This window comes from Labrenzia sp. 5N, assembly GCF_012395805.1.
Taxonomy (GTDB): domain Bacteria; phylum Pseudomonadota; class Alphaproteobacteria; order Rhizobiales; family Stappiaceae; genus Roseibium; species Roseibium algicola.
In genome coordinates this window covers 924,794-949,193 of record NZ_JAAZTM010000020.1, presented here as the reverse complement: position 1 = coordinate 949,193, position 24,400 = coordinate 924,794, and the positions used below count along the sequence as shown (strand labels likewise).

Sequence of the window (24,400 nt, the reverse complement as noted above, 5' to 3'; positions counted from 1 at the left end):
TATCTCTCCAGTCAGAATCAATGTCTGAAATTCGAGAGTGAGCTTAGCGCATCGAGGCGTATTTGCACCAACGGCCAAACTGCCAAAACCGTGACCAAGTGAAGCGCACTGCAGCGCTCCCCACGGGAAGTGCGCTGAAGAGCGGAAGCTCAATCCATATAGAGGAATTCGACGCCGGCTTCGCCGGAGCGCACCCACCGAATTTCACCGTAAAACCGCAATTTCCGGCTTTCGATTTCGATGGTGATGCGCTGATGCCGTTCAAGACCCTTGGTGTTGGTCGCAACGCGGCAACCACCGACGCTGATGTCTTCGACCACGCAGGGGCGATGGGTCGCGTCCTGCTTCAAAAGGCCGGACCACTTGCATCTTTTACGCGGAAAGATGCGAGCTTCTTCGAGGAGTTTTTGTGCCGACGAATACAAGATGCGGTCACCTGGAAAAGATTTTAGGCGAAATTCTTTCTACTTAAAGTAAGTGAGGAGTTTTAACAGTGGCTTAATCGTGAGCGACGGAGTGTTCATTGCCAAATGCCGCAAGTGAGCCGCAGACGAGAGTTTGAATGCGGCATCAGGCGGCTATCGGGGCACCTTGTCTCAAGGACCATCCAAAATCGCGAAGACGCCTGTTATTCGTAGCGTTCAGGCAGGTGATCTTCTTCGGCAAGATCGGAGAAGCGGGTGTACTGGCCTTCAAAGTGCAGGTTCGCCGTACCGGTCGGGCCGTGACGCTGCTTGGCGATGATGACTTCTGCCTTGCCTTTGAGCCGCTCCATGTCCCGTTGCCAGTTCTCGTGTTCGACAGTTCCGAATTCCGGCTCGGTCTTGGACAGGTAATATTCTTCGCGGAACACGAACAGGATCACGTCGGCGTCCTGCTCGATGGAGCCTGATTCACGCAGATCCGACATCATCGGTCGTTTGTCGTCACGCGATTCCACCTGACGGGAGAGCTGTGACAGCGCGATGATCGGGACGTGAAGTTCCTTCGCAAGCGCCTTCAGGCCCGTGGTGATTTCGGTGATTTCCTGGACGCGGTTGCCGGAGTTCTTGTTCGAGCCTGACAAGAGCTGGATATAGTCGACCACGAGCAGGTCGAGACCGCGCTGACGCTTCAGACGCCGTGCCTTGGCAACCAGCGAGGCGATGGAAATACCACCGGTCTGGTCCACATGAAGCGGGACGGCCTGCATGGTCTGCGCACAGGCGGCCAGCTTCTCGAATTCCGCTTCGGTGATATCGCCACGGCGGATTTTCGAGGACGAGATTTCCGCCTGTTCGGAAATGATACGGGTGGCCAGCTGTTCGGCCGACATTTCCAGAGAGAAGAAGCCGACAACGCCGCCGTTGACGGTCTTGATCGAGCCGTCGGGCTGTTCTTCGGACTTGTAGGACTGGGCGATGTTGTAGGCGATGTTGGTTGCCAGGGAGGTCTTGCCCATCGCGGGACGACCGGCAAGCACGATCAAGTCCGAATGCTGCAGACCCCCCATCAAACGGTCCAGTTCGCGCAGGCCTGTGGAAATACCGGAAAGGGCACCTTCACGGTTATAGGCGGCGTGCGCCATCTCGATGGTTTCGGTCAGGGCGTCGCCAAACGCGACGAACCCGCCTTCGCTGCGGCCGGTTTCTGCAAGTTCGAACAGGCGGCGCTCGGCATCATCGATCTGCTGGGAGGGGGGCACATCGATCGGGGCGTCGAAGGCGATATTGACCATGTCCTCGCCGATGCGGATCAGATTGCGACGGATCGCCAGGTCGTAGATGGTCCGGCCATAATCTTCGGCGTTGATGATCGAGGCGGCATCACCAGCCAGGCGCAGAAGAAACTGGGTCGCGGACAGATCCGCAATCTTCGCGTTGGCGGGATAGAAGGTCTTCAGCGTGATCGGCGACGCGGTTTTGCCGGCGCGGATCAGATGGCTGATCTTCTCGTAGATATCCTGGTGAGCAGGCACGAAAAAATGATGTGGTTCCAGAAAGTCTGAGACCCGGTAGAACGTCTCGTTGTTAACGAGAATCGCCCCCAGAAGCTGACGTTCAGCCTCGGCATTGTGTGGTGCCAAGCGCTGGATGTCTTCTTCCGTTTCGACCTTCTGTAGCGTGCCCTTCATAACGACCCCCGTTGACCCAAGTTCATTGGGAATACTCTGTGACGGGGGAGGGCTCAAGGTTCAAAAATGGCTGATTTCGATTCCCACCGGCTTGGACAAATCAGCGGGGAAAGAATCGAATCCAGCTTGACTCTGAACTCGATTGAAGACTCAAGGGCCTACCTCTTAGTTATTGAAATTTATGATATTTTCGAGAAGATTAATAGCTGGTTAATGAATTTTCAAGCAGTTTCAAGGCCTTAAACCGGAAACTGAAAAGCCAGGATTAGGCGTGGCTTGCCATCATTTCAAAAAGTTGCCGGCAAACAAAAAAACGGCGCTGAAGCCAGCGCCGTTTTCTAAAGTCCACAAGGGAAGCGAAGTGCTTAGGCTTCTTCTTCCGCTGCTTCTTCGGAAGCTTCTGCACCTTCTTCGGTGTCTTCTGCTTCTTCGTCTTCTTCGAATTCGAAGACGTCCATTTCCGGCGTGGAGAGATCTTCGCCGGCAGCCTGACGGACAGCTTCGTCTTCAGAACGGGCAACGTTGACGCTGATGGCGACTTCGACTTCCGGGTGCAGCTGGATCAGAACGCTGTGCAGACCGATCGTCTTGATCGGGTTGCGCAGTTCAACCTGGCTGCGGGAAACGGAGAAGCCGGCATTGGTCAGGCCGTCAGCAATATCGCGCGTGGAAACGGAACCGTAGAGCTGGCCGGTTTCACCAGCGGAACGGATCATCACCAGGGATTCGCCGTCGAGCTTGGAGGCAACGCCTTCAGCTTCGTTTTTGCGCTCAAGGTTACGAGCTTCGAGCTGAACGCGCTCACGCTCAAAACGCTCGAGGTTCGACTTGTTGGCGCGCAGTGCCTTACCCTGCGGCAGCAGGAAGTTACGGGCATAGCCGTCGCGTACGCGAACGGTGTCGCCCATCTGGCCGAGCTTGGCGATACGCTCAAGAAGGATAACTTGCATGTCATTTCTCCTACTGTCCCACCCGTTGAGGATGGTTAGAGGCCGTTTGCCCGCGGCCCCAATTCGGGTCTTTCGGGAAGCCCCGAAAGAAACGTCTCAAGATTTTCGAGAAACGCTTAGCTGATCACGAACGGCAGCAGGCCGAGCAGGCGGGCGCGCTTGATCGCACGGGCCAGTTCACGCTGCTTCTTCGCGGAAACCGCGGTGATGCGGCTCGGAACAATCTTGCCGCGCTCGGAAATGTAGCGCTGCAGCAGACGGATGTCCTTGTAATCGATCTTCGGCGCGTTGGTGCCGGAGAACGGGCAGGTCTTCCGGCGACGGAAGAACGGACGGCGGCTCGGGAGCTGTGCAATATCAACCATCAATCTTACTCCCCTTCTGCGCGGCGCGGAGCGCGCTCACCGCGGTCGCCACCGCGTCCACCGCGGTCGCCGCCGCGATCGCCACCACCAAAGCGGCCACCACGATCGCCACCACGGCGGTCGTCACGGTCGCGCTTCTGCATCATTGCAGACGGCTCTTCGTCGAGTTCATCGACCTTGAAGGTCATGAAACGCAGAACGTCTTCGCTCAGACCCATCTGACGTTCCATCTCGGCAACCGCGGCGTGCGGAGCGTTGATGTTCATGAGGGTGTAGTGAGCCTTGCGGTTCTTCTTGATGCGGTATGCGAGGGAACGCAGACCCCAGTTTTCCACCTTGCCGATAGTACCGCCAGCGCCTTCGATGAGGCCCTTGTACTGTTCGACGAGTTGTTCGACCTGCTGGGCCGAAACGTCCTGGCGAGCCAGGAATACGTGCTCGTAAAGAGGCATGGAAATAGCCTTTCTTCGTGTTGACAACGCGGGATCGGCGCAGAGCCTCCTCGTAGCCCCGGAAAGGCACGAGAATTCTAACGAGAGCGGGAACACGGGAAGTCGGATCCGATCAAGGATCCTGGCGTCATGCCCTTCCGTTCAGCCCCCGGCCAAACCCCGGATGAAGCGCGCTCTATACTCTGTTTTGCGGAAATTGCAAGCAGCATACGCCCGAAAGGATCGAAAATCTGGAGAAGATACGAACGCTGCCGATTTGGAAGATTGCCTGACTGTCTATATAAATCGAGTTCCCGAAGCAGGTAAGGGGAGGACCGGTTTCGCGCGCAAGACAATGCCCATCGGGTTGCCGGGCATTTCAGGGATAATCAGGACAAAGGAAAACCGGCAAAACCGCCCGAAAAGCGGAAATGATTGCCCTGTGGGCCTTGACAGTTTGGTCAAGACCGTATCATAGCCTCGCGCCAAGTTCGATTTCAGCCTGCACGGGCTGTCTTCTCCGCTTTCTAATAAGCCGTCGACCTTTCGCTATAAGAACAACTAAGGTCCGCTCACGAGTCACGGAGGCGTTTCCAGATGACCATTGCATTCACATTTCCCGGCCAGGGCAGTCAAGGCGTTGGAATGGGTAAAGCCCTTGCCGATGCGTTCCCGGAAGCAAAAGCCGTTTTCGACGAAGTCGACGAGGCGCTTGGCCAGAAGCTGTCCGATGTCATGTGGACTGGTCCGGAAGAAACGCTGACACTGACAGCAAATGCTCAGCCTGCACTTATGGCGGTCAGCCTTGCGACCATGCGCGTTCTGGAAGCCCGCGGCCTCGATCTTGCCGGCAGTGTTTCCTTTGTCGCAGGACATTCGCTTGGTGAATATTCCGCGCTGGCTGCTGCCGGCAGCCTGGATATTGCGACCGCTGCAAAGCTCCTGCGCGTGCGCGGAGATGCCATGCAGGATGCGGTTCCGGCCGGTCAGGGCGCAATGGCTGCGTTGCTCGGGCTGGAGTTTGATGTTGCCGCAGAAGTGGCCGAGGCTGCCGCACAGGGCGAAGTCTGCCAGGCCGCGAACGACAACGCGCCGGGGCAGGTGGTTGTTTCCGGTCATCTGGCCGCCGTCGAGCGCGCCGTCGAGATTGCCAAGGCCAGGGGCGCGCGCCGTGCGGTGATGCTGCCGGTCAGCGCACCGTTCCATTGTTCCCTGATGGGCCCGGCTGCCGACAAGATGGCCGAAGCTCTGGCGAATGCCGAAATCCGCTCTCCTGCCGTGCCGCTGGTCGCAAACGTGCTGGCGCGCCCGATCACTGACGCAAATGAAATTCGCGATCGTCTTGTTCAGCAGGTGACCGGTACCGTGCGTTGGCGCGAAAGCATCACCTGGCTTGCCGACAACGGTGTCGACACCTTTGTCGAGGTTGGGACAGGCAAGGTGCTGACCGGCATGGTCAAGCGGATCGCCAAGGAAGCCACCGGCATGGCGGTCAATTCTCCGGAAGACATCGACGCCCTTATGGAAAAGATCTCCGGATAAGGCTTATATCGGCCGAGGCGACGATTTGGTCCGCCGCGGACCCAAACAGGAACAATGGAAGGATCCCGAATGTTCAGCTTGGAAGGGAAAAACGCGCTTGTCACCGGTGCCACCGGTGGGATCGGCGAAGCAATCGCCCGGTCGCTCCATGCACAGGGCGCAACCGTCTCCTTGTCCGGCACGCGGGCTGAAAAGCTGGAAGCGCTTGCTGCTGATCTCGGCGAACGCGCCTATGTGACGCCGGCCAATCTGTCCGACCGCGCGGCTGTTGATGCCTTGTTACCGGCGGCTGAAGAGAAAATGGGCTCCGTCGACATTCTGGTGAACAATGCCGGGATCACGCGCGACAACATCTTCATGCGCATGAAGGACGAAGAGTGGGATCAGGTTCTGGAAGTGAACCTGTCGTCCGGTTTCCGTCTGTGCCGCGCCGCAATCAAGGGCATGATGAAGCGTCGGTCCGGCCGCATCGTCGGCATTACGTCCGTCGTTGGTGTCACCGGTAACCCCGGTCAGGTCAACTATGCGGCAGCCAAGGCCGGCATGATCGGCATGTACAAGTCGCTTGCCCGGGAAGTCGCCAGCCGCAACATCACGGTCAATACGATTGCGCCCGGTTTCATCGAAACGGCAATGACCGATGCGCTGAACGACAAGCAAAAAGAATCGATTTTGACGAGCGTGCCTGCAGGGCGTTTGGGCACTTCCGCAGAGATTGCCGCAGCCGCCGTCTACCTGGCCAGCGACGAAGCCGCTTACGTGACCGGGCAGACCCTGCACGTTAATGGCGGCATGGCTATGATTTAAAAGGAATTTTTGCCGAGCAGGCAAAAAGAATCCGGGCCGCTCACAAGCGGTCTGGATCGGCTGGTAAAGGTCAACAAAGTGTGTTACCAACCCGCCGATTGTTTCGAATTGCACAGTTGGCCAAATAAACTGGCCTGGTGTGCGGCGACATCTTAAAGACCGCGAGTTCGCGCCACCGCTTGTTTGTAAACCGGATGGGGGCAGTTTCGCGAGTGACGAATAGATGAAAACTAAGGAAGTGAAAGATGAGCGATATCGCGGATCGGGTAAAGAAAATCGTCGTTGAGCACCTCGGCGTAGATGCTGACAAAGTTGTTGAAGGTGCAAGCTTCATCGACGACCTGGGCGCAGACAGCCTTGACACGGTCGAGCTGGTCATGGCGTTCGAAGAAGAATTCGGCGTAGAAATCCCGGACACCGCAGCAGAAACCATCCTGACCGTTGGCGATGCTGTCAAATTCCTGGAAGCCAACAAGTAAGGGTTACCCCCTTCTTGTGAATGTTTGAAGATCGGGCCGGCGGGGCGAAACCCCGCCTGGCCCTTCCAACGTAAGTGCGGGTGTATGAGGCGAGTTGTCGTAACTGGGTTGGGCATGGTGACGCCGCTTGGCTGTGGTGTCGATGTCACTTGGAAAAAGATCCTTGAAGGACAGAGCGGGGCCAACAAGGTCACGAATTTCAAAGTTGACGATCTGGCCTGCCAGATCGCATGTCAGATCCCGCGTGACTCGTCCGTTGAAGGCGCGTTCAATCCGGATGACTGGATGGACGTCAAGGAACAGCGCAAGGTCGATGATTTCATCGTCTACGCGATGGCGGCTGCCGATCAGGCAATGGCCGATTCCGGCTACAAGGCCGAGACTTACGAACAACAGGTACGCTCTGGCGTTTTGATCGGCTCCGGCATCGGTGGTCTTCAGGGCATCGAGCAGGGCGCCAATCTGCTGGCCGAAAAAGGCCCGCGCCGCATTTCTCCTTTTTTCATCCCCGGCCGTCTTATCAACCTTGCCGGCGGGTATGTCTCGATCCGTCACAGCCTGAAGGGCCCGAACCACGCTGTCGTGACCGCGTGTTCGACCGGCGCGCACGCCATTGGCGATGCATCGCGGCTGATTGCCTTCGGTGATGCGGATGTCATGGTTGCCGGTGGTACGGAATCCCCGGTCTGCCGTCTTGCACTCGCGGGCTTTGCTGCCTGCCGTGCGCTTTCCACGGCTTTCAACGACACTCCCGAAAAAGGTTCCCGCCCTTACGACGTCGCCCGCGACGGCTTTGTGATGGGAGAAGGCGCCGGTGTCGTCGTGCTCGAAGAATACGAGCATGCAGTTCGCCGCGGCGCAAAGATCTACGGTGAGATCATCGGTTACGGCTTGTCCGGCGATGCTTATCACATCACCGCTCCGTCCTCCGATGGCGATGGTGCCTACCGTTGCATGGAAGCTGCGCTGAAGCGCGCCCAGGTCACGCCGGCCGACATCGACTATGTGAATGCTCATGGAACTTCGACGCCGCTTGGCGACGAGATCGAACTTGGCGCTGTCACCCGGCTTGCGGGAGAACATGCCGCCGATCTGACAATGTCGTCGACCAAGTCTTCCATCGGTCACCTTCTCGGTGCTGCTGGTGCGGTCGAGGCCATTTTCTCGGTTCTGGCCATGCGTGACGGTATGGCTCCGCCGACGATCAACCTCGATAACCCGTCTGTCGAGACGGTTATCGACTTGGTGCCGCACAAGCCGAAGAAGCTGGATATCAATGTCGCCCTTTCGAACTCGTTCGGCTTCGGCGGCACAAATGCCTCGCTTGTCTTCCGCAAAGTTGCCGCATAACCCATTCAAGTTCTTCAGGCCGGTCCGATTCTCTCGGGCCGGCCTGAAACTTTGATTGTGACAACTGGTCCGTTTGAGCCTAAGTCAGGGATTTGGGGGCTCAATCTTGGAGGTGCGACCCAATATGCGCATTAAGCCCAAAAGCCCGCGTGAAGCCTTGCAGCCGGAACCGGCGCCTGCGCCTCCGCAACGCTCCAGGCACGTACGCAACCCCTTCGTCATTCTGATCAACATGGTCATCACATTGACCGTGTTCGGACTTGCCGCGTTCGGGGGCGCGCTTTATTTCGGCAAACAGAAATTCGAGGAAAAGGGCCCGCTGCAGAAAGACGCCACCGTGGTGATTTCTTCAGGTGCCGGGCTTTCCGGTATTACCGACAGGCTTTCAGGGCAGGGCGTCATCAGTGACAATCTGCTCGACGAGTGGATCTTCAACCTGGGCATCCGCTTCTACAAGAACGCCACCAAACTGAAAGCCGGTGAATACGCTTTTGCGCCCGGCGTCTCCATGCAGGAGATCATGACCGATCTGGTGGAAGGCAATGCCGTCACCCATTCGGTAACGATCCCGGAAGGCTGGACCACCGCCCAGATCATCGAGCGCGTGCGCGAGCACCCAGTGCTTGTAGGCGAGATTACCGAAGTTCCGGAAGAAGGTGCACTGCTTCCCGAAACCTATACCTTTGCACGCGGTGCCTCGCGCCAGGAAGTTCTCAACCAGATGAAAGCGGCGCAGTCCAAGCTGCTGAGCGAAATCTGGGGACGCCGGACGGAAGGCCTGCCGGTCGAAACGCCGGAAGACCTGGTTATTCTCGCGTCGATCGTGGAAAAGGAAACAGCCCTGGCAGACGAGCGACCGCGCGTCGCCGGTGTTTTCGTGAACCGTCTCAACAAGAACATGCGCCTGCAGTCCGACCCTACGATCCTTTACGGTCTTTATGGCGGTGAAGCGTGGCTCAAGGACCGCTCGGCAATCAAGCAATCCGAGCTGAAGGCGGACAACAAGTACAACACCTACCAGATCGACGGCTTGCCGCCAGGACCGATCGGTAATCCGGGCCGCGCGGCCATGGAAGCGGTCGCCAATCCTTCCCGCACGCAGGATCTCTATTTCGTGGCCGACGGAACCGGTGGCCACATCTTTGCCGAGACCTACGAGCAGCACCAGGCAAACGTCCGCAAGTGGCGTCAGGTGGAAAGAGACCGTCGTCAGGCGGAGCAGAACCAGGAAACGCAGCCAGCCACATCCAATTGACAGGAGCCCGCCTTTGCGGCGGGCCGGTGGCGGCACATTCGCAAAGGGGGGCACATGGCACTTGCCAGCATGACGGGCTTTGCACGGGCCCTTGGAGAATCCGGACCGGTTCGCTGGACCTGGGAACTGAGATCTGTCAACGGCAAGTCCCTTGACCTTCGTATCCGCATCCCGACGGGTTTGGAGACGCTTGAACCGAAGATCCGCGAGCGTTGCGGCAAGCTACTTCGGCGCGGAAATGTTTCCGTTGGGCTCTCCATGCAGAGAGACCAGTCCGAACAGCAGCTCCAGGTCAATGAATCGGCTCTTGAAGCTGTCCTTGCGACAATCGATCTCCTCAAGAACCGGGTACCTGATCTTGCTCCGCCGTCGCTTGACGCCATTCTGGCGCAAAAAGGCGTCTTTGAGCTCAAGGAGCCCGAAGAAGACGAAGCGGTTCAGGCAGCGCTTCACAACACTCTTCTGACGACCCTGGATGCTGCGCTGATTGACCTTGTCGACATGCGCCACAGCGAGGGGCAGGCAATTGGCAAGGTGGTACGAGATCAGATCGACAGGATCGCCGAACTGACCCAGGCCGCCGAGGATCTGCCTGCGCGCAAACCGGACGCCATAAAGGCACGGCTGAAGCGACAGCTCGCAGAGCTGATGGATGCCTCGGACGGTCAACTGGATCCGCAGCGCGTGCATCAGGAAGCTGTCTTCCTGGCAACCAAGGCTGACATCCGTGAGGAGCTGGATCGCCTGCATGCCCATGTGGCGGCCGTGCGTGAATTGATGGACACCGGTGGAGCAATCGGAAGGCGCCTGGATTTCCTGGCTCAGGAATTTAACCGGGAAGCCAACACTTTGTGTTCAAAGTCCAACGACGTGGACCTGACAGCCATTGGGCTGGACCTGAAGTCCGTTATCGACCAAATGCGTGAGCAGATACAGAATCTGGAGTGAGCCACATGACCGACGCACCTGCAGGTACCTCAACGGGAACCACTGTCAGTGCGGAGCAGGCCGAGCAGCAGCGCCGTGGCCTGATGCTGGTGCTGTCGTCACCGTCCGGAGCCGGAAAGTCGACGATCGCGCGCCTCCTGCTGCAGAACGAAGACAATCTTGCCCTGTCGATCTCCGTGACCACGCGGCCACGCAGGTCCAGCGAAGTTGACGGCGTGCACTACCACTTCATTGATGCCGGCAGGTTCGAGCAGATGCGCGAGCACGATGAGCTTCTGGAGTGGGCCGAGGTGCATGGCAACTACTACGCCACACCGCGTGGACCGGTCGAAAATGCTATTGAAAATGGCAAGGACATCCTGTTCGACATCGATATTCAGGGAACCTTCCAGCTCTATGAAAAGATGCGTGACGATGTCGTTTCCATCTTCATTTTGCCGCCGTCCATCGCGGAAATGAAATCACGGCTGAAGCGGCGTGCTGAAGATGAGGACACTGTTATCCTCAAGCGGATGAAGACTGCGGTCGGTGAAATGCGCCACTGGTCGAAATACGATTATGTTGTGGTGAATGACGACCTGGAACGCGCTTACGAAAACGTTCGTGCAATCCTGAAAGCAGAAAGACTGAAGCAGTTCCGCTCGCCGAAAATCGGTCCGCTCATTCAGGGCATGGTCGATGATCTGGAAAACGAGCTGGCCGAAAAATCCTGACGTCTCAAGCGCTGTTTGGACTGGCCATTCAGCGTCAATAGAAGCTAGGAAGACGAAGAACCTGCACCTGCGACATGAGCTGTATCCCTTTGCTCTGCTCGAGAGGCTGTCTCTGAAAACCTCTGCCGAAAGAGCTTGGCGACGCGATCCTTGACCTCCGACAGCATCGGGTGGAAACGCAGTCTTTCGTGAAAGCTCATCCATGACTCTCCCTGAGCGAGTGGGGAAGCGGTCAGGCGTGTCAGCCCCTCCGTTTCCGCGATCCAGTCTGGTAGAACGCCCATGGCGTGCCCGGCGTTCAGAATATTGCAGAGCGATACGGAATTGTTGACGGCGTAGCGGCATGTCTTGCCCAGCAGAATGGCGTTGAGCAACTGCGAGGACTTGAGCCGCGCCCGGCTGCCGCAATATCCCGCCCAGATCTGTTCCTGCCAGGTCGAGGGGTCAACAGCGTCCGGCCGCTTTCGGCAGTAGTCCTTTGAGGCGTAGACGTGAAACTGGATCTCACCCAGTTTCTGGACAATCAGGTGCGGATGTTTAGGCTGTCTGTTCCCGATGGCGATGTCGGCGGAGTTCCGGCTGAGATCCCAGAAGGCATCGTCCGCGAAAAATTCTATCCGGACACCGTCAAGACCATCGGTTATCTGGTCGACGTGCCGTGTCAGATAATGCTGCCCCCATTCACCGAGCGTGATCCTGCAGACCTGCTCTTTTGAGCCGACCTTTTCCAGATCAACCGCGCGCCTGAAGTCCGCCGCTCCGCGTGCCATGGATCTGGCAATCTTGATCAAACGTCGGCCACCACCCGTCAGTTCGTAGCCGGTCTGGCGTCGATCGAACAATTGTACGTCCAACTGTTCTTCTAACCGCGCAATATGGCGGCCGACGGTTGGTTGGGACAGGCAAAGAACCTGGGCGGCTTTGCTGAGGCTCTGATTCTCGGCAACAGCAAGAAAGACGCGTACGGCATCCCAGTCAAAATCGATTTCATTCATTTTTGAATGATATCATGCAGCATCATTCAATTACATTCAGAAAAGGTTCTGACATCTTCTGCCCGTCATCTACGGGAGATGAGACAATGGTCAGCTTTTTAAGGGTCCTGTTTTCAAGAAAACGAAACGTTTGGTACACCGGTCCGGACAAGGCTGACCGAAGAAACCAAATGCCGGATTGGATGATGCGGGATCTCGGGTTGGATAACCCGGACAACCTGAAAGCCGTTCAGGCGGGCAAGTGCCGTAAACCGGAACTTTCCAGCATCCTGCCAGTCGTCAAACTGCCTGAGCGGCCCTGAACGTGTTGGCAAGTTCAACGAACCCTGCGATGTCGATTTCTTCGGCACGGGCCGTCGGCTTCAACCCGGCCCTTGTGACCAAGTCTTCTGCGTCCGGTGTCAGTGACTTGAGGCTGGCACGCAGCATCTTGCGTCTCTGGCCAAAGGCCGCAGCGGTAATCTTTTCAAGGGCTTTCAGGTCGCAGGGCAGGGGCGAAGGATTTGGCGTCAGATGAACCACAGCCGACGTCACTTTCGGGGGCGGCGTGAACGCCTTTGGGCTGATGTCGAACAGGATCCCGCCCTTGCAGCGCCAGCCTGCCAGAACTGCAAGCCTGCCATAGGCCTTGGACGCAGGGGACGCGCTGATCCGCTCACCGACTTCCTTCTGGAACATCAGCGTCAGCGACGACCAGAATGGCGGCCACTGCGGTGTCGTGATCCAATTGATAAGCAGCTGGGTGCCAACGTTGTAAGGCAGGTTCGCGGCAATGCGGACCTTGTCTCCTCCAGTCAGGGCGACCGGATCGATTTCAAGGGCATCGCCTTCGATGACTTCCAGGCGCCCCGGATAGTGTGCCGAGATTTCGGCAAGAGCCGGCAGGCAGCGGCTGTCCTTTTCAATCGCGATCACCCGCTTCGCTCCTGCGGCCAGCAGGGCACGTGTCAGCCCACCGGGACCAGGGCCGACTTCCAGAACGGTGCAATCTTCAAGACTGCCGGCAGATCGGGCGATGCGAGAGGTGAGATTGAGATCGAGAAGGAAGTTCTGTCCCAGCGACTTTTTCGCATTGAGACCATGAGCGGCGATGACGTCGCGCAACGGGGGCAGGTCGTCTATCTGAGCCATTGATCGCTGTCGCCCTAGAACCGCTCGGGGTTGGCAAGCACATCCGCCATGCGCAAAGACGCAGCGAAACTGTCGACCCGGGCGGTGCCGGTTCCTGCCAGGTTGTATGCCGTGCCATGGTCGGGAGAGGTGCGCACGAAAGGCAGACCTAGCGTGACATTGACGCTCTCATCGAAACCGATGGTCTTCGCCGGTATCAACACCTGGTCGTGATACATGCCAAGCACGCAGTCATAATGCTGCCGTGCGGGCGGGTGAAACAGAGTGTCGGCTGGATGCGGACCTGTCGCCTCGATGCCCATCGCTCGCAGGCGAGAAATGGCTGGCTCGATAATGTCGCGGTCTTCTGTTCCCATCGAGCCGTTTTCACCCGCATGAGGGTTCAGCCCGCAAATCGCCAATCGTGGCGACGTGTAGCCAAACCTGGTCTTGAGGTCGCGTGCGGTAATTTCCGCAGTCTCAACGATAAGTTCAGTCGTTAGAGATGTCGGAACATCGCGAATTGGAATGTGAATGGTGACCGGAACCACCATCAACTCCGGTCCGGCAATCATCATCACGGGTTTTGCCGGTTCTCCGGGCCAGTGCATCTCTGCAAGGGAGCCGAGATATTCCGTATGGCCGGGGAAGGCGAAGCCGGTTCGGTAAAGCGCAGCCTTGTTGATCGGACTGGTCACGAGGGCGCAGGCATGGCCGGACTTTATATCGTCGACACACCCTTCAATAGCAGCAACAACGGAAGCTGCCGTTTCAGGTGCTTCCACACCCGGCTGGTCGAGTAGGGCCGGCCCGGTCTGTACAACAGGCAAAGCTTTGGTGAAAGTCGCAACGGCTTCGTCCTGCGCCACCAGCCTGAGCCGCGCGTTCAGGCCCATTTTCTGTGCACGTTCGTGCAGCAGGGCCTCGTCACCGCGAATGTAGAATGGCGGCAATCCGAGAGCTTTGCGATTAGCCCATGCAATCAGAGCCAGGTCCGGGCCGATCCCGGCAGGTTCTCCCATACTGACGGCGATCGGCTTCTGGTTGGAGCGCATGTAGGATCAGCGATAAATGATGGTGGAACGACGGCGGATTTCCAGGAGATACCGACGGGACTGGCTTTCGCCTTCCTTCTGTCGCAGCTCGTTTTCAAGCTCCGTGCGAACGGCTATGTCCGACGCGATTTCGCGTTTTCCGCAAACCGCGATCATTTCGTAACCGACGGGCGTGGTGGAAGGTTTCGTCAACTTGCCCGGTGTCATTTTTTCGATTTCGGCGCGCATGTTTTCCGGAAGCTCGGTTTCGAGCCGGCGTCCGATAGGCTGCACAACCACTTCGCTGTATTTGCCGAGAATGGCGCCGGATTCATCGCAGCCGTTGAAAGCAGCCCGGATCTGGTTGCTCTCGTTCTTGCGCTTGGACTTGAAGCCACCGGAAGAGTTCTTCGGTACCACGACAATGACCCTTTTGAGGTCATATTCCACGGACTTCTGACGGTCTTCCTCGTCGGTCTTCTTCAGGGCCGCGATCACGTCGGATTCATCCACTTCGATCCGGCCACTGAAACGGGACCGCAACACCTGGTTCCAGGCAAGCTGCGCCTTGAGGCGTTCCTTCAAGGTATCCGGCTGAACACCGCCACTGCGAAGCGCCTTGGAAAGCTGGGCCGGAGACATCTTCACATTACGGGCAATGTTGTTGAAAGCGTTGTCGACTTCCGACTGGCTGACGTCAACGCCGACACGCTCGGCTTCGGCAAGTTTGACCTGGTCGTCGACCAGCTCCTCTTCCGCCTGCTTTTTGGCGATGGATGCGGACTTGCGCTGGGTCATTGTAATCAGCCGGGCGCGTTGGCTGATGTCGTAGTCGGTAATCGGCACATCGTTGACGATGATCTTGATCGCTGCATGGGAAGGCGTTGCCAGCGGCGCTGCCAGGATCAAAGCTAGTCCAAAGAATACCGGAACGATACGAAGTCGCATTGAATAACCATCCGTGCTGGCTTGAGGCCAAACCGAAGTTCGTTGTTTTATGACATGATGTTTCGCATATCATGTCCGAAATTTCAAAGGTTCCACGCATCATGCCTTTTTTCATGGCGGCATGATGACCTACGGTCAGTCAGATGGCCTAGTTGAGAGCGCCGCTTGAAACCTGTGTCGTGCCGATGGTCCTCAACCCGATTCGGAAATAAAGCGTCCGGTTGACGTCATCGCCATCGTTGCGGCTGCGGTCTTCAGCATAGGTGACGGACAGCGAAAAACCTTCGTCATCATAACCGATCCCGAGACCGTCCTGCACGATGTTGCTGTTTTGCAGATCGTATCGCATGGAGCCGAAAACGCGCCAGTTTTCCTCAAGGCGAAGGCTTGCGGAGCCAAGCAGTTCCTCTCGCGGATCATCGATCCCGACATCCGGCTGCGCGTTCAGGAAGGCATAGGCAAGGGAAGACACGACCGGGCCGTAGATACCGCTGGCCTGTGCCTGTATCCGGTTTACGGTGAAATCTTCCTTGTCGAGCCGGGCCTGGGCGCCGACCTTCACACCGTATTGCGTGTCCAGATAGAGGCTGCCGACATAATCGGACAAGGAAGTTTCCAGACCGGAATCCTGCGTCGCACCGAGTATGTCCGGAATGGCATAGGAGTTGTCGCCGGCAAGCTGATAGGACCTGCCGAACAGGCCGCTGACATAGTAGCCACTGTCCAGTTGCAGCTTGTAGTTCAGGCCGACGTTAAGACGTGTGCCGCCTTCGGCGCGGTCAAAGCCCGAGAACTTGTCGTAGTCAAACAGGGTCGTCGTATCAAAGACGATGCTTTGCGCGTCGTCGTTCGGCAGTTCGCCGATCCGCTGCTCGTTCGGGCGGGCCACAACCTGGGCGACGGGCTCCAGGATCTGGTTGCCGCCGTCGAAGGTTGCAATGAACGGATAGCGGTATTCTAGGCCGATAGCAGGCATCGCACGGCCGACGAAACTTTCGCCTGTGAGAGCGGTCACGTCAGAATCGGGTGAGGCAAGAAAGAACAGGTCACCGCGCATATAGGCAAACGGCGTGAACGACTGTCCAAGCGGATCGATGAATGTGCGGCGCCAGTTTCCCTTGACGGACACGCGCGAGAAGGTGCCGTCGATACCACGGAATTTCGCGGTTGTGCCGCCATCAATGGAGAAAGCATCCGTTTCATCGCGTGTCAGCGAGGTGAAGTTGGCAGTCAGTGCCAACTCACCGGCGAGGATCGGATCCGCGAACACATAGTCATAGTCGATCACGGGCAGAACGAGCGGCTGCTTGTCCTGCAGGGAGCTGCCGACCGGAGAGAAGCCATTGGCGTTGAACTGGCTGTCCGTATAGTCCTCCTGGGAGATCTGATACGCATAGGCTTTGACAGACAGCGCGTTACGGTCGGTCTTGCCTTCCAGATAGATCGTGGAGGTCTCGCCGTTGTCGCCAAAACTGGTGAACGAGTAGTCCTTGAAGAACTGACGGTCACTCTTGTAGGTCAGGTTCCAGCCGAGGGTCCAGTCGCGCGCAATGCTGAAGGAGGCGGTCGAATTGACCGCACCACGCCAACGATCGTCAGCACGGTCCGTCGTGAAGTTGCTCGGCTGCGCCTGAAACAGGCCAGCCGCAGAAACACTCACTTCGCCAGCGGCAAACCGATGACGATATTCGACATCGCCGAACACACCCTGCTTGGTGAGCGGCGTCAGAATGGTCGTCACATCGTAATAGGGGCTGAGCGCCCAGTAATAGGGAACGCTTACGCCATACCCGAGCTTGTCGGACACAATGCCGCTTGGCATCAGGAAACCGGACTTTCGGGTGACGGACGGATCCGGCATCGACAGATAGGGCAGGTAGGCAATCGGCTGACCGTAGACCTCGAAGGCTGCGTTCTCGAACCGGATGATCTTTTCCTGCTGATTGTGGATGATCTTCTCGGCCCGCACGCGCCAGAGCGGCGGCTTGTCCGGCGGGTTGGTCGGTTTGGTGTAGACCGTATAGACGCCGTTATCGATGGTCGTGATGTTGTTGCCTTCGCGCCGGGCTTGCTCGGCCAGGAAGCGTGTGCGCCGCGTCGTGTCGATCTGAAGGGCGCGTGCGAAGCCTTCTGAAAAGTCCTCGGACAGGACCATTTCTTCCGTGCGCACGACATTGCCGTTGGATTCGATGAAGATCACATTGCCCGACGCCTTGAGCTGCTGGCTCTTGCGGTCGAAGACAACCTGATGCGCCTGCACGGTGCTGCCGTCGTAATAGACCTGAACATCTCCGGTCGCGACGATGAGATCGCGGTCGAAATCGTAGGTGATCTCACTTGATTCAAGCAGGAGTTCGGCATCGGGATCGACTTGACCGGCCAGACCTGCTGTCAGGTCCTGTGCCGCGGCTGGTGATCCGTACCCATGGCAAAGGGTTGCTGCAATGGCGCACAAGCTCGCCGCAGCCAACAGTCTGCCTTTTTTGGCCCAAGTCTCTGTTGTCAGAAAAACCGGAAAAGTCATCGCTTTACCCGTCTTCCTGATTCAAGAGAATTGTCAAACCCATGAGTACTCCAAATATTCCCGGCGCCCAGGCCGCCACCAAGGGAGGGACAATACCCGCACCCCCGAAGTCCTTGGCAAGTTCGGTTAGAACGTAAAGCACGAACCCGGAAAGGATTCCACCCAGAATCATACTTCCCAAACCGCCAAACCTCGAAACTTTAAGGGAAACCGCCGCTGCGATCAAAATCATAGCGACCAAAAGAAGCGGGCGGGCGAGGAGAGTCTGATACTGCAAATTGTAGCGATAGGCAGGTAACCCAGCGTTTCTGGCCAGTTCGATGAAACGAGGCAAATTCCAGAACGAAATCGATTCGGGGGATCCGATGCTTTCACGAACTTCAGTCGCAGTCAGGAATGTGCTGATCTGATATTGCCCGTAAGGCTGTGGATCCTGTTCGGTCGTGTAGACGATGGCATTGTCCAGGTACCAGATCTGGTCTCCGAGCCGCGCTTCGTCAGCTTCGATCCGCTCGCGGAAGGTACCGTCCTTGTCGAACGTGAAAATGGTGACGCCCTGCAGCAGCGTGCCGCCTTCCAGCAATTGCTTGGCAAGCAACACCGATTCTCCGTCCAGGCCGTCCTGCCGAACCCAAACGTCGTTCGAGGACTGCAAAAGGAAACTCTGTTCCGAGCCGAACAAACCGGCAGCTGCCTCGTCCGATTTCTGCTGAAACCAGACAGCCGCAGGATTGTAGACAGTGATGGACAGGATGCCGAGAACGATCCCGACAAGGATGGCGGGAAGGGAAAACTGCCAGACCGAGATGCCGGAAGCCCGTGCCACGACCAGTTCCAGGCCACGGCTCAGCGTCACGAAGGCAGCAATTGCACCGAACAGGACGGTGAAGGGAATGACCTGTTCCAGCAGCAGAGGCACCCGCAAGGCCGAGATCATGGCAACGCGCAGGACGGAAAATCCTTCGCGGTCACCACCACGTCTAACAAGTTCCAGGACGTCGAACAGATAGATCAGGACGGCGGCAAACAGGAAGAGACCGAGGATAGCCTTCAGGAAACGCCCTGAAAAATACAGCGACAGGGTCCGTCCAAGGATCATGCGACGCCTCCCGGCTTGCGACCGTTCAAGCGATCACTCAGTGCATCAATCCTGTCCTGAACAGAATGTTGCAGATCGACCAGCCAGCGTGGCTGCGACCCGCCTTGTTCGCGGAAGATGGAGACGAGGGCGAACATCGCGCCCGCAACGGGAACAATGTAAAGCAGGCTGAGAAGCGCGGTGGAACCACCGGAAATGGCGGTTACGCCGAAGCCCGTGGTCCTCAACAGGACACAGGAACAGATTGCCCCGAGCACGGCGAACCCGCGCCCCTGGCGTGTCGTTCTGGCCTTGCCGAGAAACGCGAACACGATCAGGCCGAAGGAAAGACAGTAAAGCGGCTGGCTGAAGCGTTCGTGGAGCTCCTGCGCCAACTTGTCCGGATTCTTCAGCGCATATTCGTCGTTCCTGCCTGGTGACATCAGGTTAAGGGTGGTCCGCTCACTGGCTTTGAACACTGGCTCGCCTGCTTCAGGAATAAGGTTCGACAGATCGAATGCATAGGACTGGAAGCGAACGATCGAAATATCGCCCTGCTGCTTTGGACGTCTTTGAATTGTTCCGTTCTGCATGACAAGAAGCGTGCGATCGGCAGCTTCGACGATCAGCCCGGTGTCTGCCTGATAGGTAAAGGCCGTCTCCGGGTCGCGGGTGTCGTGCATTAAAAGACCGTCAAGAGTGCCTTTGCCTGAACGGTTGCGGATATGGAACGTCAATCCGTCCTCGACGGTGATGAAGCGGCCCGGCTTGACGATGTTGGCAACAAGGTCTGCGCGCACGCGGGTAATCTCGGTGCGCAGCTGAGCCAGTCCTGTCGGAGCCACATAAAGTGACATGCTCGCGGTCAGCAACATGACCACGAAGGCAAAGAGCATGACCGGTTTCAAGACAAGGAACCTGGAGCCGCCACTGGCATCGATCACGATCAGCTCACTGTCGCCCGACAAGGAGTTTAGAACCAGTATCAGCGCAATCATCAGGGCGAACGGAGCTACGATGACGATCAGGAAGGGCAGGGCAAGCATGGTTATGCCAATGAACTGGACAATGGTCTGACCCTTTGAGGTCACCAGGTCCAGTTGGCGCAAGGCCTGGGTTGCCCAAACCACACCCGTCATCGCTGCAATCGTGAGGGTGAAAGCGTAAACAGTCCGGCGGATGATGTAACGTTCAAGCGTTTTCATAACGGTGCCGGTACATGTCCCTGCAAAAATGACGATAATCGGCCTGAGACCGAATAACACGGAATGTGGTGAATGGCGCATGAATAAGAATGGTAAATATACATTAATTTTTGTCGCCCTTGCCGAAAAGCTGTTGAAACCCCATGATTTGACAGGAAAATCACAATCTACGGGATAGGGCGCCTTTTCTTTCCACTGCCCAACCGCTCCAACCAGAAAAACCAACGGGACCGAAGCATGACCAAGCTTGCAAAACTGAACTTCTCCAAGGCCGAAACGCCGAAGGGTGGGGTGGCCGTAATCCTGGCCGGTAGCGACCTTAGCCTCGGGCCAGTTGCCGCAGAAGTTGTCTCGGGTCTCGAGGGAGGCTTGCAACGTTCGGCCGGTATCGCAGGTTTCACCGGGAAGAAGAAGGCAAGTCTTGATCTGGTCGCTCCTGCCGGATCGGGTCTCGACCGGCTGATCGTATTCGGCGTTGGCGATGCCGGCGAGTTGACTGGCGACGATTGGCGGGCTTTTGGCGGCGCGGTGTTTGCAGAATTGCAGAAGACCAAGGCAGACGCAGCAACGGTGCTTCTGGATGTCCCGGGCGATGCAGATCCGTCCGGTGTATTGGCAGCAGAGTTCGCAATGGGCGTGAAGCTGCGGGCGTATGCCTTTGACACCTACAAGACTGCCAAGAAAGACGATGACAAACCCAAGAACATGAAGGTGACCTTGGCCGTTGCCGATCCCAAGGCATCAAAGAAGGCCTGGTCTTCTGCTGAAGCTATTGCCGACGGCGTGATTCTGGCCCGCGACCTTGTGAACGAACCGGCGAATGTGCTGGGTCCGGTGGAGTTTGCCGAGAAGGCCAAGGAACTGACGGCCCTTGGTGTCGAAGTCGAGGTTCTCGGCGAAAAGGAAATGAAGAAGCTTAAGATGGCTGCATTGCTTGGCGTCTCCCAAGGCTCGACCCGCCCACCGCAGCTGGCCGTGATGCGCTGGAACGGAGGCAAGAAGGGCGAAGCTCCGGTTGCGTTCGTCGGCAAGGGCGTGGTGTTCGACACTGGCGGCATCTCCATCAAGCCGGCCGCGGGCATGGAAGATATGAAAGGCGACATGGGCGGAGCTGCCGCAGTCATCGGCGCCATGCATGCGATCGCGGGCCGCAAGGCCAAGGCAAACGTGATCGGTGTCATCGGCCTCGTGGAAAACATGCCGGACGGTAATGCGCAACGACCAGGTGACATCGTCACCGCCATGTCCGGAACCACGATCGAGATCCTGAATACCGATGCGGAAGGCCGTTTGGTTCTTGCCGACGCGCTTTGGTACACGCAGGAAAAGTACAAACCGGCGATCATGATCGATCTGGCAACGCTCACCGGTGCCGTGCTTGTCGCTCTCGGCAATCTGAATGCTGGTCTCTTTTCCAACAACGACGCTCTGGCAGACAAGTTGTTGTCATCTGCCAAGTCGAGCGGTGAGCCGCTTTGGCGCCTGCCGCTGTCGAAGGAATACGACAAGATCATCGATACGCCCAACGCAGACGTCAAGAACACCGGTGGCCGCTGGGCCGGGTCCATCACCGCTGCCCAGTTCCTGCAGCGTTTCACGAATGATGTGCCCTGGGCGCATCTGGACATCGCCGGAACCGCATTCGGCGCTCCGAAGGACGATATCTGCCAGAGCTGGGCTTCGGGCTATGGCGTGCGTCTGCTCAACCAGCTTGTCGCGGATCACTACGAAGGCTGAGGTCCATCTTGGCGCCCTTCGCATTTTCTACTGGTGGAGGGCGCCAGGACTGGAATGCCGCTGGGTAAAGAAAAACCCGCCGGAAAGGCGGGTTTTTCATAACTGACTGTCGACCCTGGATCAGCAGGTCTTGTAGGTCTGGCAGGCCGTTGCCGGTTCAACCAGAAGACCCATGCCAAGTGTCGCGCCTGCAACGACAGCAACCAATGCGAAAAACACAACGACACGCGCAAGCATTCACCAAATCCCCTTTTGCGCCGGCTCGGGAAAACCGCTCACCAGCCAAATTTTTTGATCCATGGCCAAATCAAATGATCATTGGATCGTCCCCGGGGACGAACCCTAGCCAATCGACATTTTCGAAGGGTTAATGATACGAGTCTTATGGCCTGTCCATGTCATGTTTGCCGTCGGGGGAATTTGAACAGGCAAGTGTTGCAGGCCTGCACCACATTCCGGCATGGCTTTGGAAAACGGAAAGCGAAGGTACAAGGATGTGTCTAGACAGGGTCCGGCATGAGCGTTGAAGTTGTATTCTATCACCTTTTGCACAAGCCACTGGAGATGGCTTTGCCGCAGCTTTTGCAAAAGTGCCTGGAGCGGGATTGGAAAGTTGTCGTGCAAACGGGAACCGAGGAGCGATGCAGTGCCCTTGATGCCCATTTGTGGACCTTTACCGACGACGGTTTTCTGCCACATGGCACCAAGGCAGACGGTTACGCCGAACATCAGCCGATATACCTCACGTCCGAACAGGATAATCCGAACGAAGCCGACGTGCGCTTCCTGGTGGACAGGGCAGCGCCGCCACCGCTGAGCGCCTACAAGCGGGCGATCTACATGTTTGATGGCAACGATACCGAGGCTGTTCAGGAAGCGCGCAATCGCTGGAAGGAAGCCAAGGCGGAAGGGTTTGAAATCGCTTACTGGCAACAGACCGAAGCCGGCGGTTGGGAACGCAAGGCCTAGGCCGGCACAGACCCTGAGATGGGCAAGCAATCTTTTAAGAAGTGAGGCGCGCACCGGTGCGCGATGCCGATATTGGAGGAAAACCTCATGAAGAAGCTGAAGATATCATCGGCCGACATGGTCGCCAAAGCCAAGGCGCGGATTGAGGAAGTCGACACCGACGCTGCCATCGCCCTGGTAGGAGATCCGGATGTGGTATTCGTAGACCTGCGAGACGTGCGTGAACGTCAGAAGCTTGGGTTCATTCCGGGCAGCATTCATTGCCCACGCGGCATGATCGAGTTCTGGGTGGATCCGGAGAGCCCCTATCACAAGGAGGTCTTCTCGCAGGAAAAACGCTTCATCTTCCATTGCGCCGCAGGTTGGCGCTCTGCACTCACTGTCGCGACGCTTCAGGATATGGGCTTTGAAGCTGCCCATCTGACCGATGGGTTCGCAGACTGGGTCGAGAAGGGCGGTCCTGTCGAACAAAAGGACTGAAACAGACCGCCCCGCCGTATTGGTGCTAGTTGGACGTCGAGATCAGGCGCAGTTCATCCGGATCGGCGTCCGAACCGTCCGTACCATCGTCGTTGACGGCGGTTTCATCGGGATCAATCGGGTCCGTGCCGTCGTCCGCGGTCTCGGTTGCTTCGCGGATTTCATCGATCTTGCCGTCGTAATCGCCAACCCCGAGAACCTGCTTGGCCCAGTCGAGCATTTCCTCGTCGACGTAGTCGTCGCCATATTCCCGGACGCGGTTCTCGTTTGCCATCGCCAGAAGTGCTTCTTCCAGCGCTTCGTCAGAGACATCAGCGGCCAGCCCATCCAGGCCGGTCTTTTCCGTTTCGTAGTTGGCTTCAGCCGTTTTGAAATCCGAATAGGCGTCGCTCTGAAGAGCAGTTTCAAGCGCCAGTCTTTCAGTTTCGAGAGCGGTCAGCTCGTCATCTGACAATTCAGCCGTATCCAGGCTTTCAAGTTCGGCTAGTCGGTCTTCGAGCTGTTGCGAGGTCAGGCCTTCGTAGGCGAAGCCGTCATAGCTGTCCACGTCCTGAAGCAACCCGTCGAACAGCGTACGTGCGGTCAGGAGGTCCTGTTCGAGGCCTTGCAGATCTGCGGAAAGCCGCTCGTAGGCAAGGCTGTCATTTATGTAGGCCTGGATGGCCGCCAGATGCGGGTCGTTGGAATTGATATAGGCGTGGTAATTGCGATTGAGGGAATTCAACCGGCCAAGCTTTGCATTGAAGTTCTTCGGTTTGCCTGCAGGGCTTGCCTGTGGGGTCACGGCAATGCTTGCCAGTGTCGCGCGTTCAGCCTTTGGAAGCCGATGGCTCGCGGTGCCACTATTGCCTCTGGAGGCGGTCTGACGCTTGCCGGAGCTCTTTGAATTTTCGGTTCCGAATACGGAATTCAGAAAGCCGCCGAGGCCTTTTCCATTTCCGTTGCCGTTGTTCGACTTGGCCTGCTTGGAACCATTGCCGCGGTTGAAGATGCCAAGGCCCTTGTTGCCGTTGCCGTTGGAAGCGGAGTTCCCACCGCGGTTGGAGTTGCCGCTATTGCCCTTGTTGCCGGAATTTCCCTTGTTGCCGCCACCATTGCCGCCGCCGCCACCACCATTGCCGTTTCCGTTGCCATTCTTGGCGAACGCCTTGTCCACATGGAAGGAAAGTGAAGGCACATCCGGCGACAGGGAAGGGGCAACGACGAGCGCTGTTGCGCCAAGGAATAGGGTGACGGTTCTGGAGAGAGACATTACGTATCCTGGTCTGAAGCGTGCGAAAAATCGAGCTTTGCGAAAACGCCCGCGGTAACTCCGCAAACGTGCCCGCAGTGTCTGAATGTTCACTTACGACAACCCGTCAGACTTT

At 57.5% G+C, this 24,400-nt stretch carries 24 protein-coding genes; 11 read left to right on the top strand and 13 right to left on the bottom strand.

Translation table 11 applies throughout. From position 1 onward, the window contains the following. Positions 1 to 149 precede the first annotated feature (149 nt). The 5 genes from HEP89_RS24780 to rpsF form a co-directional block, all read right to left on the bottom strand. Positions 150 to 425: a PilZ domain-containing protein gene (locus tag HEP89_RS24780; RefSeq protein ID WP_023003961.1), complete on the bottom strand. Its 276-nt coding sequence runs from the start codon at positions 423 to 425 to the stop codon at positions 150 to 152. A gap of 203 nt (positions 426 to 628) precedes the next feature. Next, positions 629 to 2,113 (bottom strand): replicative DNA helicase, encoded by a 1,485-nt coding sequence (locus tag HEP89_RS24775; protein ID WP_023003962.1) that lies wholly within the window; start codon positions 2,111 to 2,113, stop codon positions 629 to 631. Between the two features lie 365 nt (positions 2,114 to 2,478). Continuing rightward, entirely contained in the window at positions 2,479 to 3,063 is a 585-nt protein-coding gene (rplI, locus tag HEP89_RS24770) for a 50S ribosomal protein L9 (RefSeq protein WP_023003963.1), read from the bottom strand. Positions 3,064 to 3,179: 116 nt separating this feature from the next. Next, the gene (gene rpsR / locus HEP89_RS24765) at positions 3,180 to 3,428 is read right to left on the bottom strand and encodes a 30S ribosomal protein S18 (RefSeq protein WP_023003964.1); all 249 of its coding nucleotides are present in this window, start codon (positions 3,426 to 3,428) and stop codon (positions 3,180 to 3,182) included. Positions 3,429 to 3,433: 5 nt separating this feature from the next. Further along, positions 3,434 to 3,880: a 30S ribosomal protein S6 gene (rpsF, locus tag HEP89_RS24760; protein ID WP_023003965.1), complete on the bottom strand. Its 447-nt coding sequence runs from the start codon at positions 3,878 to 3,880 to the stop codon at positions 3,434 to 3,436. Positions 3,881 to 4,456: 576 nt separating this feature from the next. On the opposite strand from rpsF, the gene fabD reads away from it, so the two are divergent. The 7 genes from fabD to gmk all read left to right on the top strand — a co-directional run bounded on the left by fabD (position 4,457) and on the right by gmk (position 10,953). Next, positions 4,457 to 5,401, top strand: coding sequence for an ACP S-malonyltransferase (gene fabD, locus HEP89_RS24755; RefSeq protein ID WP_062489053.1), 945 nt, complete (start codon positions 4,457 to 4,459; stop codon positions 5,399 to 5,401). A gap of 69 nt (positions 5,402 to 5,470) precedes the next feature. Then, positions 5,471 to 6,208, top strand: coding sequence for a 3-oxoacyl-[acyl-carrier-protein] reductase (fabG, locus tag HEP89_RS24750; RefSeq protein ID WP_031270724.1), 738 nt, complete (start codon positions 5,471 to 5,473; stop codon positions 6,206 to 6,208). A 245-nt stretch (positions 6,209 to 6,453) separates the two neighbouring features. Continuing rightward, the gene (locus HEP89_RS24745) at positions 6,454 to 6,687 is read left to right on the top strand and encodes an acyl carrier protein (RefSeq protein WP_006931822.1); all 234 of its coding nucleotides are present in this window, start codon (positions 6,454 to 6,456) and stop codon (positions 6,685 to 6,687) included. Positions 6,688 to 6,771: 84 nt separating this feature from the next. Beyond that, positions 6,772 to 8,037: a beta-ketoacyl-ACP synthase II gene (gene fabF, locus HEP89_RS24740; protein WP_031270725.1), complete on the top strand. Its 1,266-nt coding sequence runs from the start codon at positions 6,772 to 6,774 to the stop codon at positions 8,035 to 8,037. A gap of 124 nt (positions 8,038 to 8,161) precedes the next feature. Further along, positions 8,162 to 9,292 (top strand): endolytic transglycosylase MltG, encoded by a 1,131-nt coding sequence (gene mltG, locus HEP89_RS24735; RefSeq protein WP_023003969.1) that lies wholly within the window; start codon positions 8,162 to 8,164, stop codon positions 9,290 to 9,292. Positions 9,293 to 9,346: 54 nt separating this feature from the next. After that, positions 9,347 to 10,240 carry a YicC/YloC family endoribonuclease gene (locus tag HEP89_RS24730; protein WP_152506945.1) on the top strand — a complete coding sequence of 298 codons (894 nt, stop codon included), beginning with the start codon at positions 9,347 to 9,349 and terminating at the stop codon, positions 10,238 to 10,240. Between the two features lie 5 nt (positions 10,241 to 10,245). Beyond that, on the top strand, positions 10,246 to 10,953 hold the full coding sequence (gmk, locus tag HEP89_RS24725) for a guanylate kinase (RefSeq protein ID WP_023003971.1): 708 nt from the start codon (positions 10,246 to 10,248) through the stop codon (positions 10,951 to 10,953). Between the two features lie 44 nt (positions 10,954 to 10,997). On the opposite strand, the gene HEP89_RS24720 is transcribed toward gmk, so the two are convergent. Next, entirely contained in the window at positions 10,998 to 11,948 is a 951-nt protein-coding gene (locus tag HEP89_RS24720) for a LysR family transcriptional regulator (RefSeq protein WP_077290111.1), read from the bottom strand. Positions 11,949 to 11,962: 14 nt separating this feature from the next. Between HEP89_RS24720 and HEP89_RS24715 the strand changes: the two genes are divergently transcribed. Beyond that, positions 11,963 to 12,250, top strand: coding sequence for a hypothetical protein (locus HEP89_RS24715; protein ID WP_156912296.1), 288 nt, complete (start codon positions 11,963 to 11,965; stop codon positions 12,248 to 12,250). On the opposite strand, the gene rsmA is transcribed toward HEP89_RS24715, so the two are convergent. From rsmA to lptF, 6 genes are all read right to left on the bottom strand, one after another. Continuing rightward, the gene (gene rsmA / locus HEP89_RS24710; RefSeq protein WP_168693282.1) at positions 12,228 to 13,079 is read right to left on the bottom strand and encodes a 16S rRNA (adenine(1518)-N(6)/adenine(1519)-N(6))-dimethyltransferase RsmA; all 852 of its coding nucleotides are present in this window, start codon (positions 13,077 to 13,079) and stop codon (positions 12,228 to 12,230) included. The genes HEP89_RS24715 and rsmA overlap by 23 nt on opposite strands. Positions 13,080 to 13,093: 14 nt before the next feature. Beyond that, positions 13,094 to 14,113 carry a 4-hydroxythreonine-4-phosphate dehydrogenase PdxA gene (gene pdxA / locus HEP89_RS24705; protein WP_168693281.1) on the bottom strand — a complete coding sequence of 340 codons (1,020 nt, stop codon included), beginning with the start codon at positions 14,111 to 14,113 and terminating at the stop codon, positions 13,094 to 13,096. Positions 14,114 to 14,119: 6 nt separating this feature from the next. Then, the gene (locus HEP89_RS24700) at positions 14,120 to 15,040 is read right to left on the bottom strand and encodes a peptidylprolyl isomerase (protein ID WP_075281556.1); all 921 of its coding nucleotides are present in this window, start codon (positions 15,038 to 15,040) and stop codon (positions 14,120 to 14,122) included. 148 nt (positions 15,041 to 15,188) lie between these two features. After that, the gene (locus tag HEP89_RS24695; RefSeq protein WP_168693280.1) at positions 15,189 to 17,510 is read right to left on the bottom strand and encodes an LPS-assembly protein LptD; all 2,322 of its coding nucleotides are present in this window, start codon (positions 17,508 to 17,510) and stop codon (positions 15,189 to 15,191) included. Between the two features lie 58 nt (positions 17,511 to 17,568). Continuing rightward, entirely contained in the window at positions 17,569 to 18,663 is a 1,095-nt protein-coding gene (gene lptG / locus HEP89_RS24690) for an LPS export ABC transporter permease LptG (protein WP_023003977.1), read from the bottom strand. Then, positions 18,660 to 19,847 (bottom strand): LPS export ABC transporter permease LptF, encoded by a 1,188-nt coding sequence (lptF, locus tag HEP89_RS24685; RefSeq protein ID WP_168693279.1) that lies wholly within the window; start codon positions 19,845 to 19,847, stop codon positions 18,660 to 18,662. Before lptF ends, lptG begins: the two co-directional genes overlap by 4 nt. Before the next feature lie 237 nt (positions 19,848 to 20,084). Here lptF and HEP89_RS24680 point away from each other — a divergent pair, with 237 nt between their 5' ends. The 3 genes from HEP89_RS24680 to HEP89_RS24670 all read left to right on the top strand — a co-directional run bounded on the left by HEP89_RS24680 (position 20,085) and on the right by HEP89_RS24670 (position 23,033). Then, on the top strand, positions 20,085 to 21,584 hold the full coding sequence (locus HEP89_RS24680; RefSeq protein WP_062489048.1) for a leucyl aminopeptidase: 1,500 nt from the start codon (positions 20,085 to 20,087) through the stop codon (positions 21,582 to 21,584). A gap of 516 nt (positions 21,585 to 22,100) precedes the next feature. Beyond that, complete coding sequence (locus HEP89_RS24675; protein WP_023003980.1) at positions 22,101 to 22,553, top strand: DNA polymerase III subunit chi; 453 nt, start codon at positions 22,101 to 22,103, stop codon at positions 22,551 to 22,553. A gap of 87 nt (positions 22,554 to 22,640) precedes the next feature. Further along, positions 22,641 to 23,033, top strand: a complete 393-nt coding sequence (locus HEP89_RS24670; protein ID WP_152506938.1) for a rhodanese-like domain-containing protein — start codon at positions 22,641 to 22,643, stop codon at positions 23,031 to 23,033. Positions 23,034 to 23,058: 25 nt separating this feature from the next. Here HEP89_RS24670 and HEP89_RS24665 read toward each other — a convergent pair whose 3' ends face one another. Next, positions 23,059 to 24,285 carry a hypothetical protein gene (locus HEP89_RS24665; RefSeq protein WP_168693278.1) on the bottom strand — a complete coding sequence of 409 codons (1,227 nt, stop codon included), beginning with the start codon at positions 24,283 to 24,285 and terminating at the stop codon, positions 23,059 to 23,061. Positions 24,286 to 24,400 lie beyond the last annotated feature (115 nt).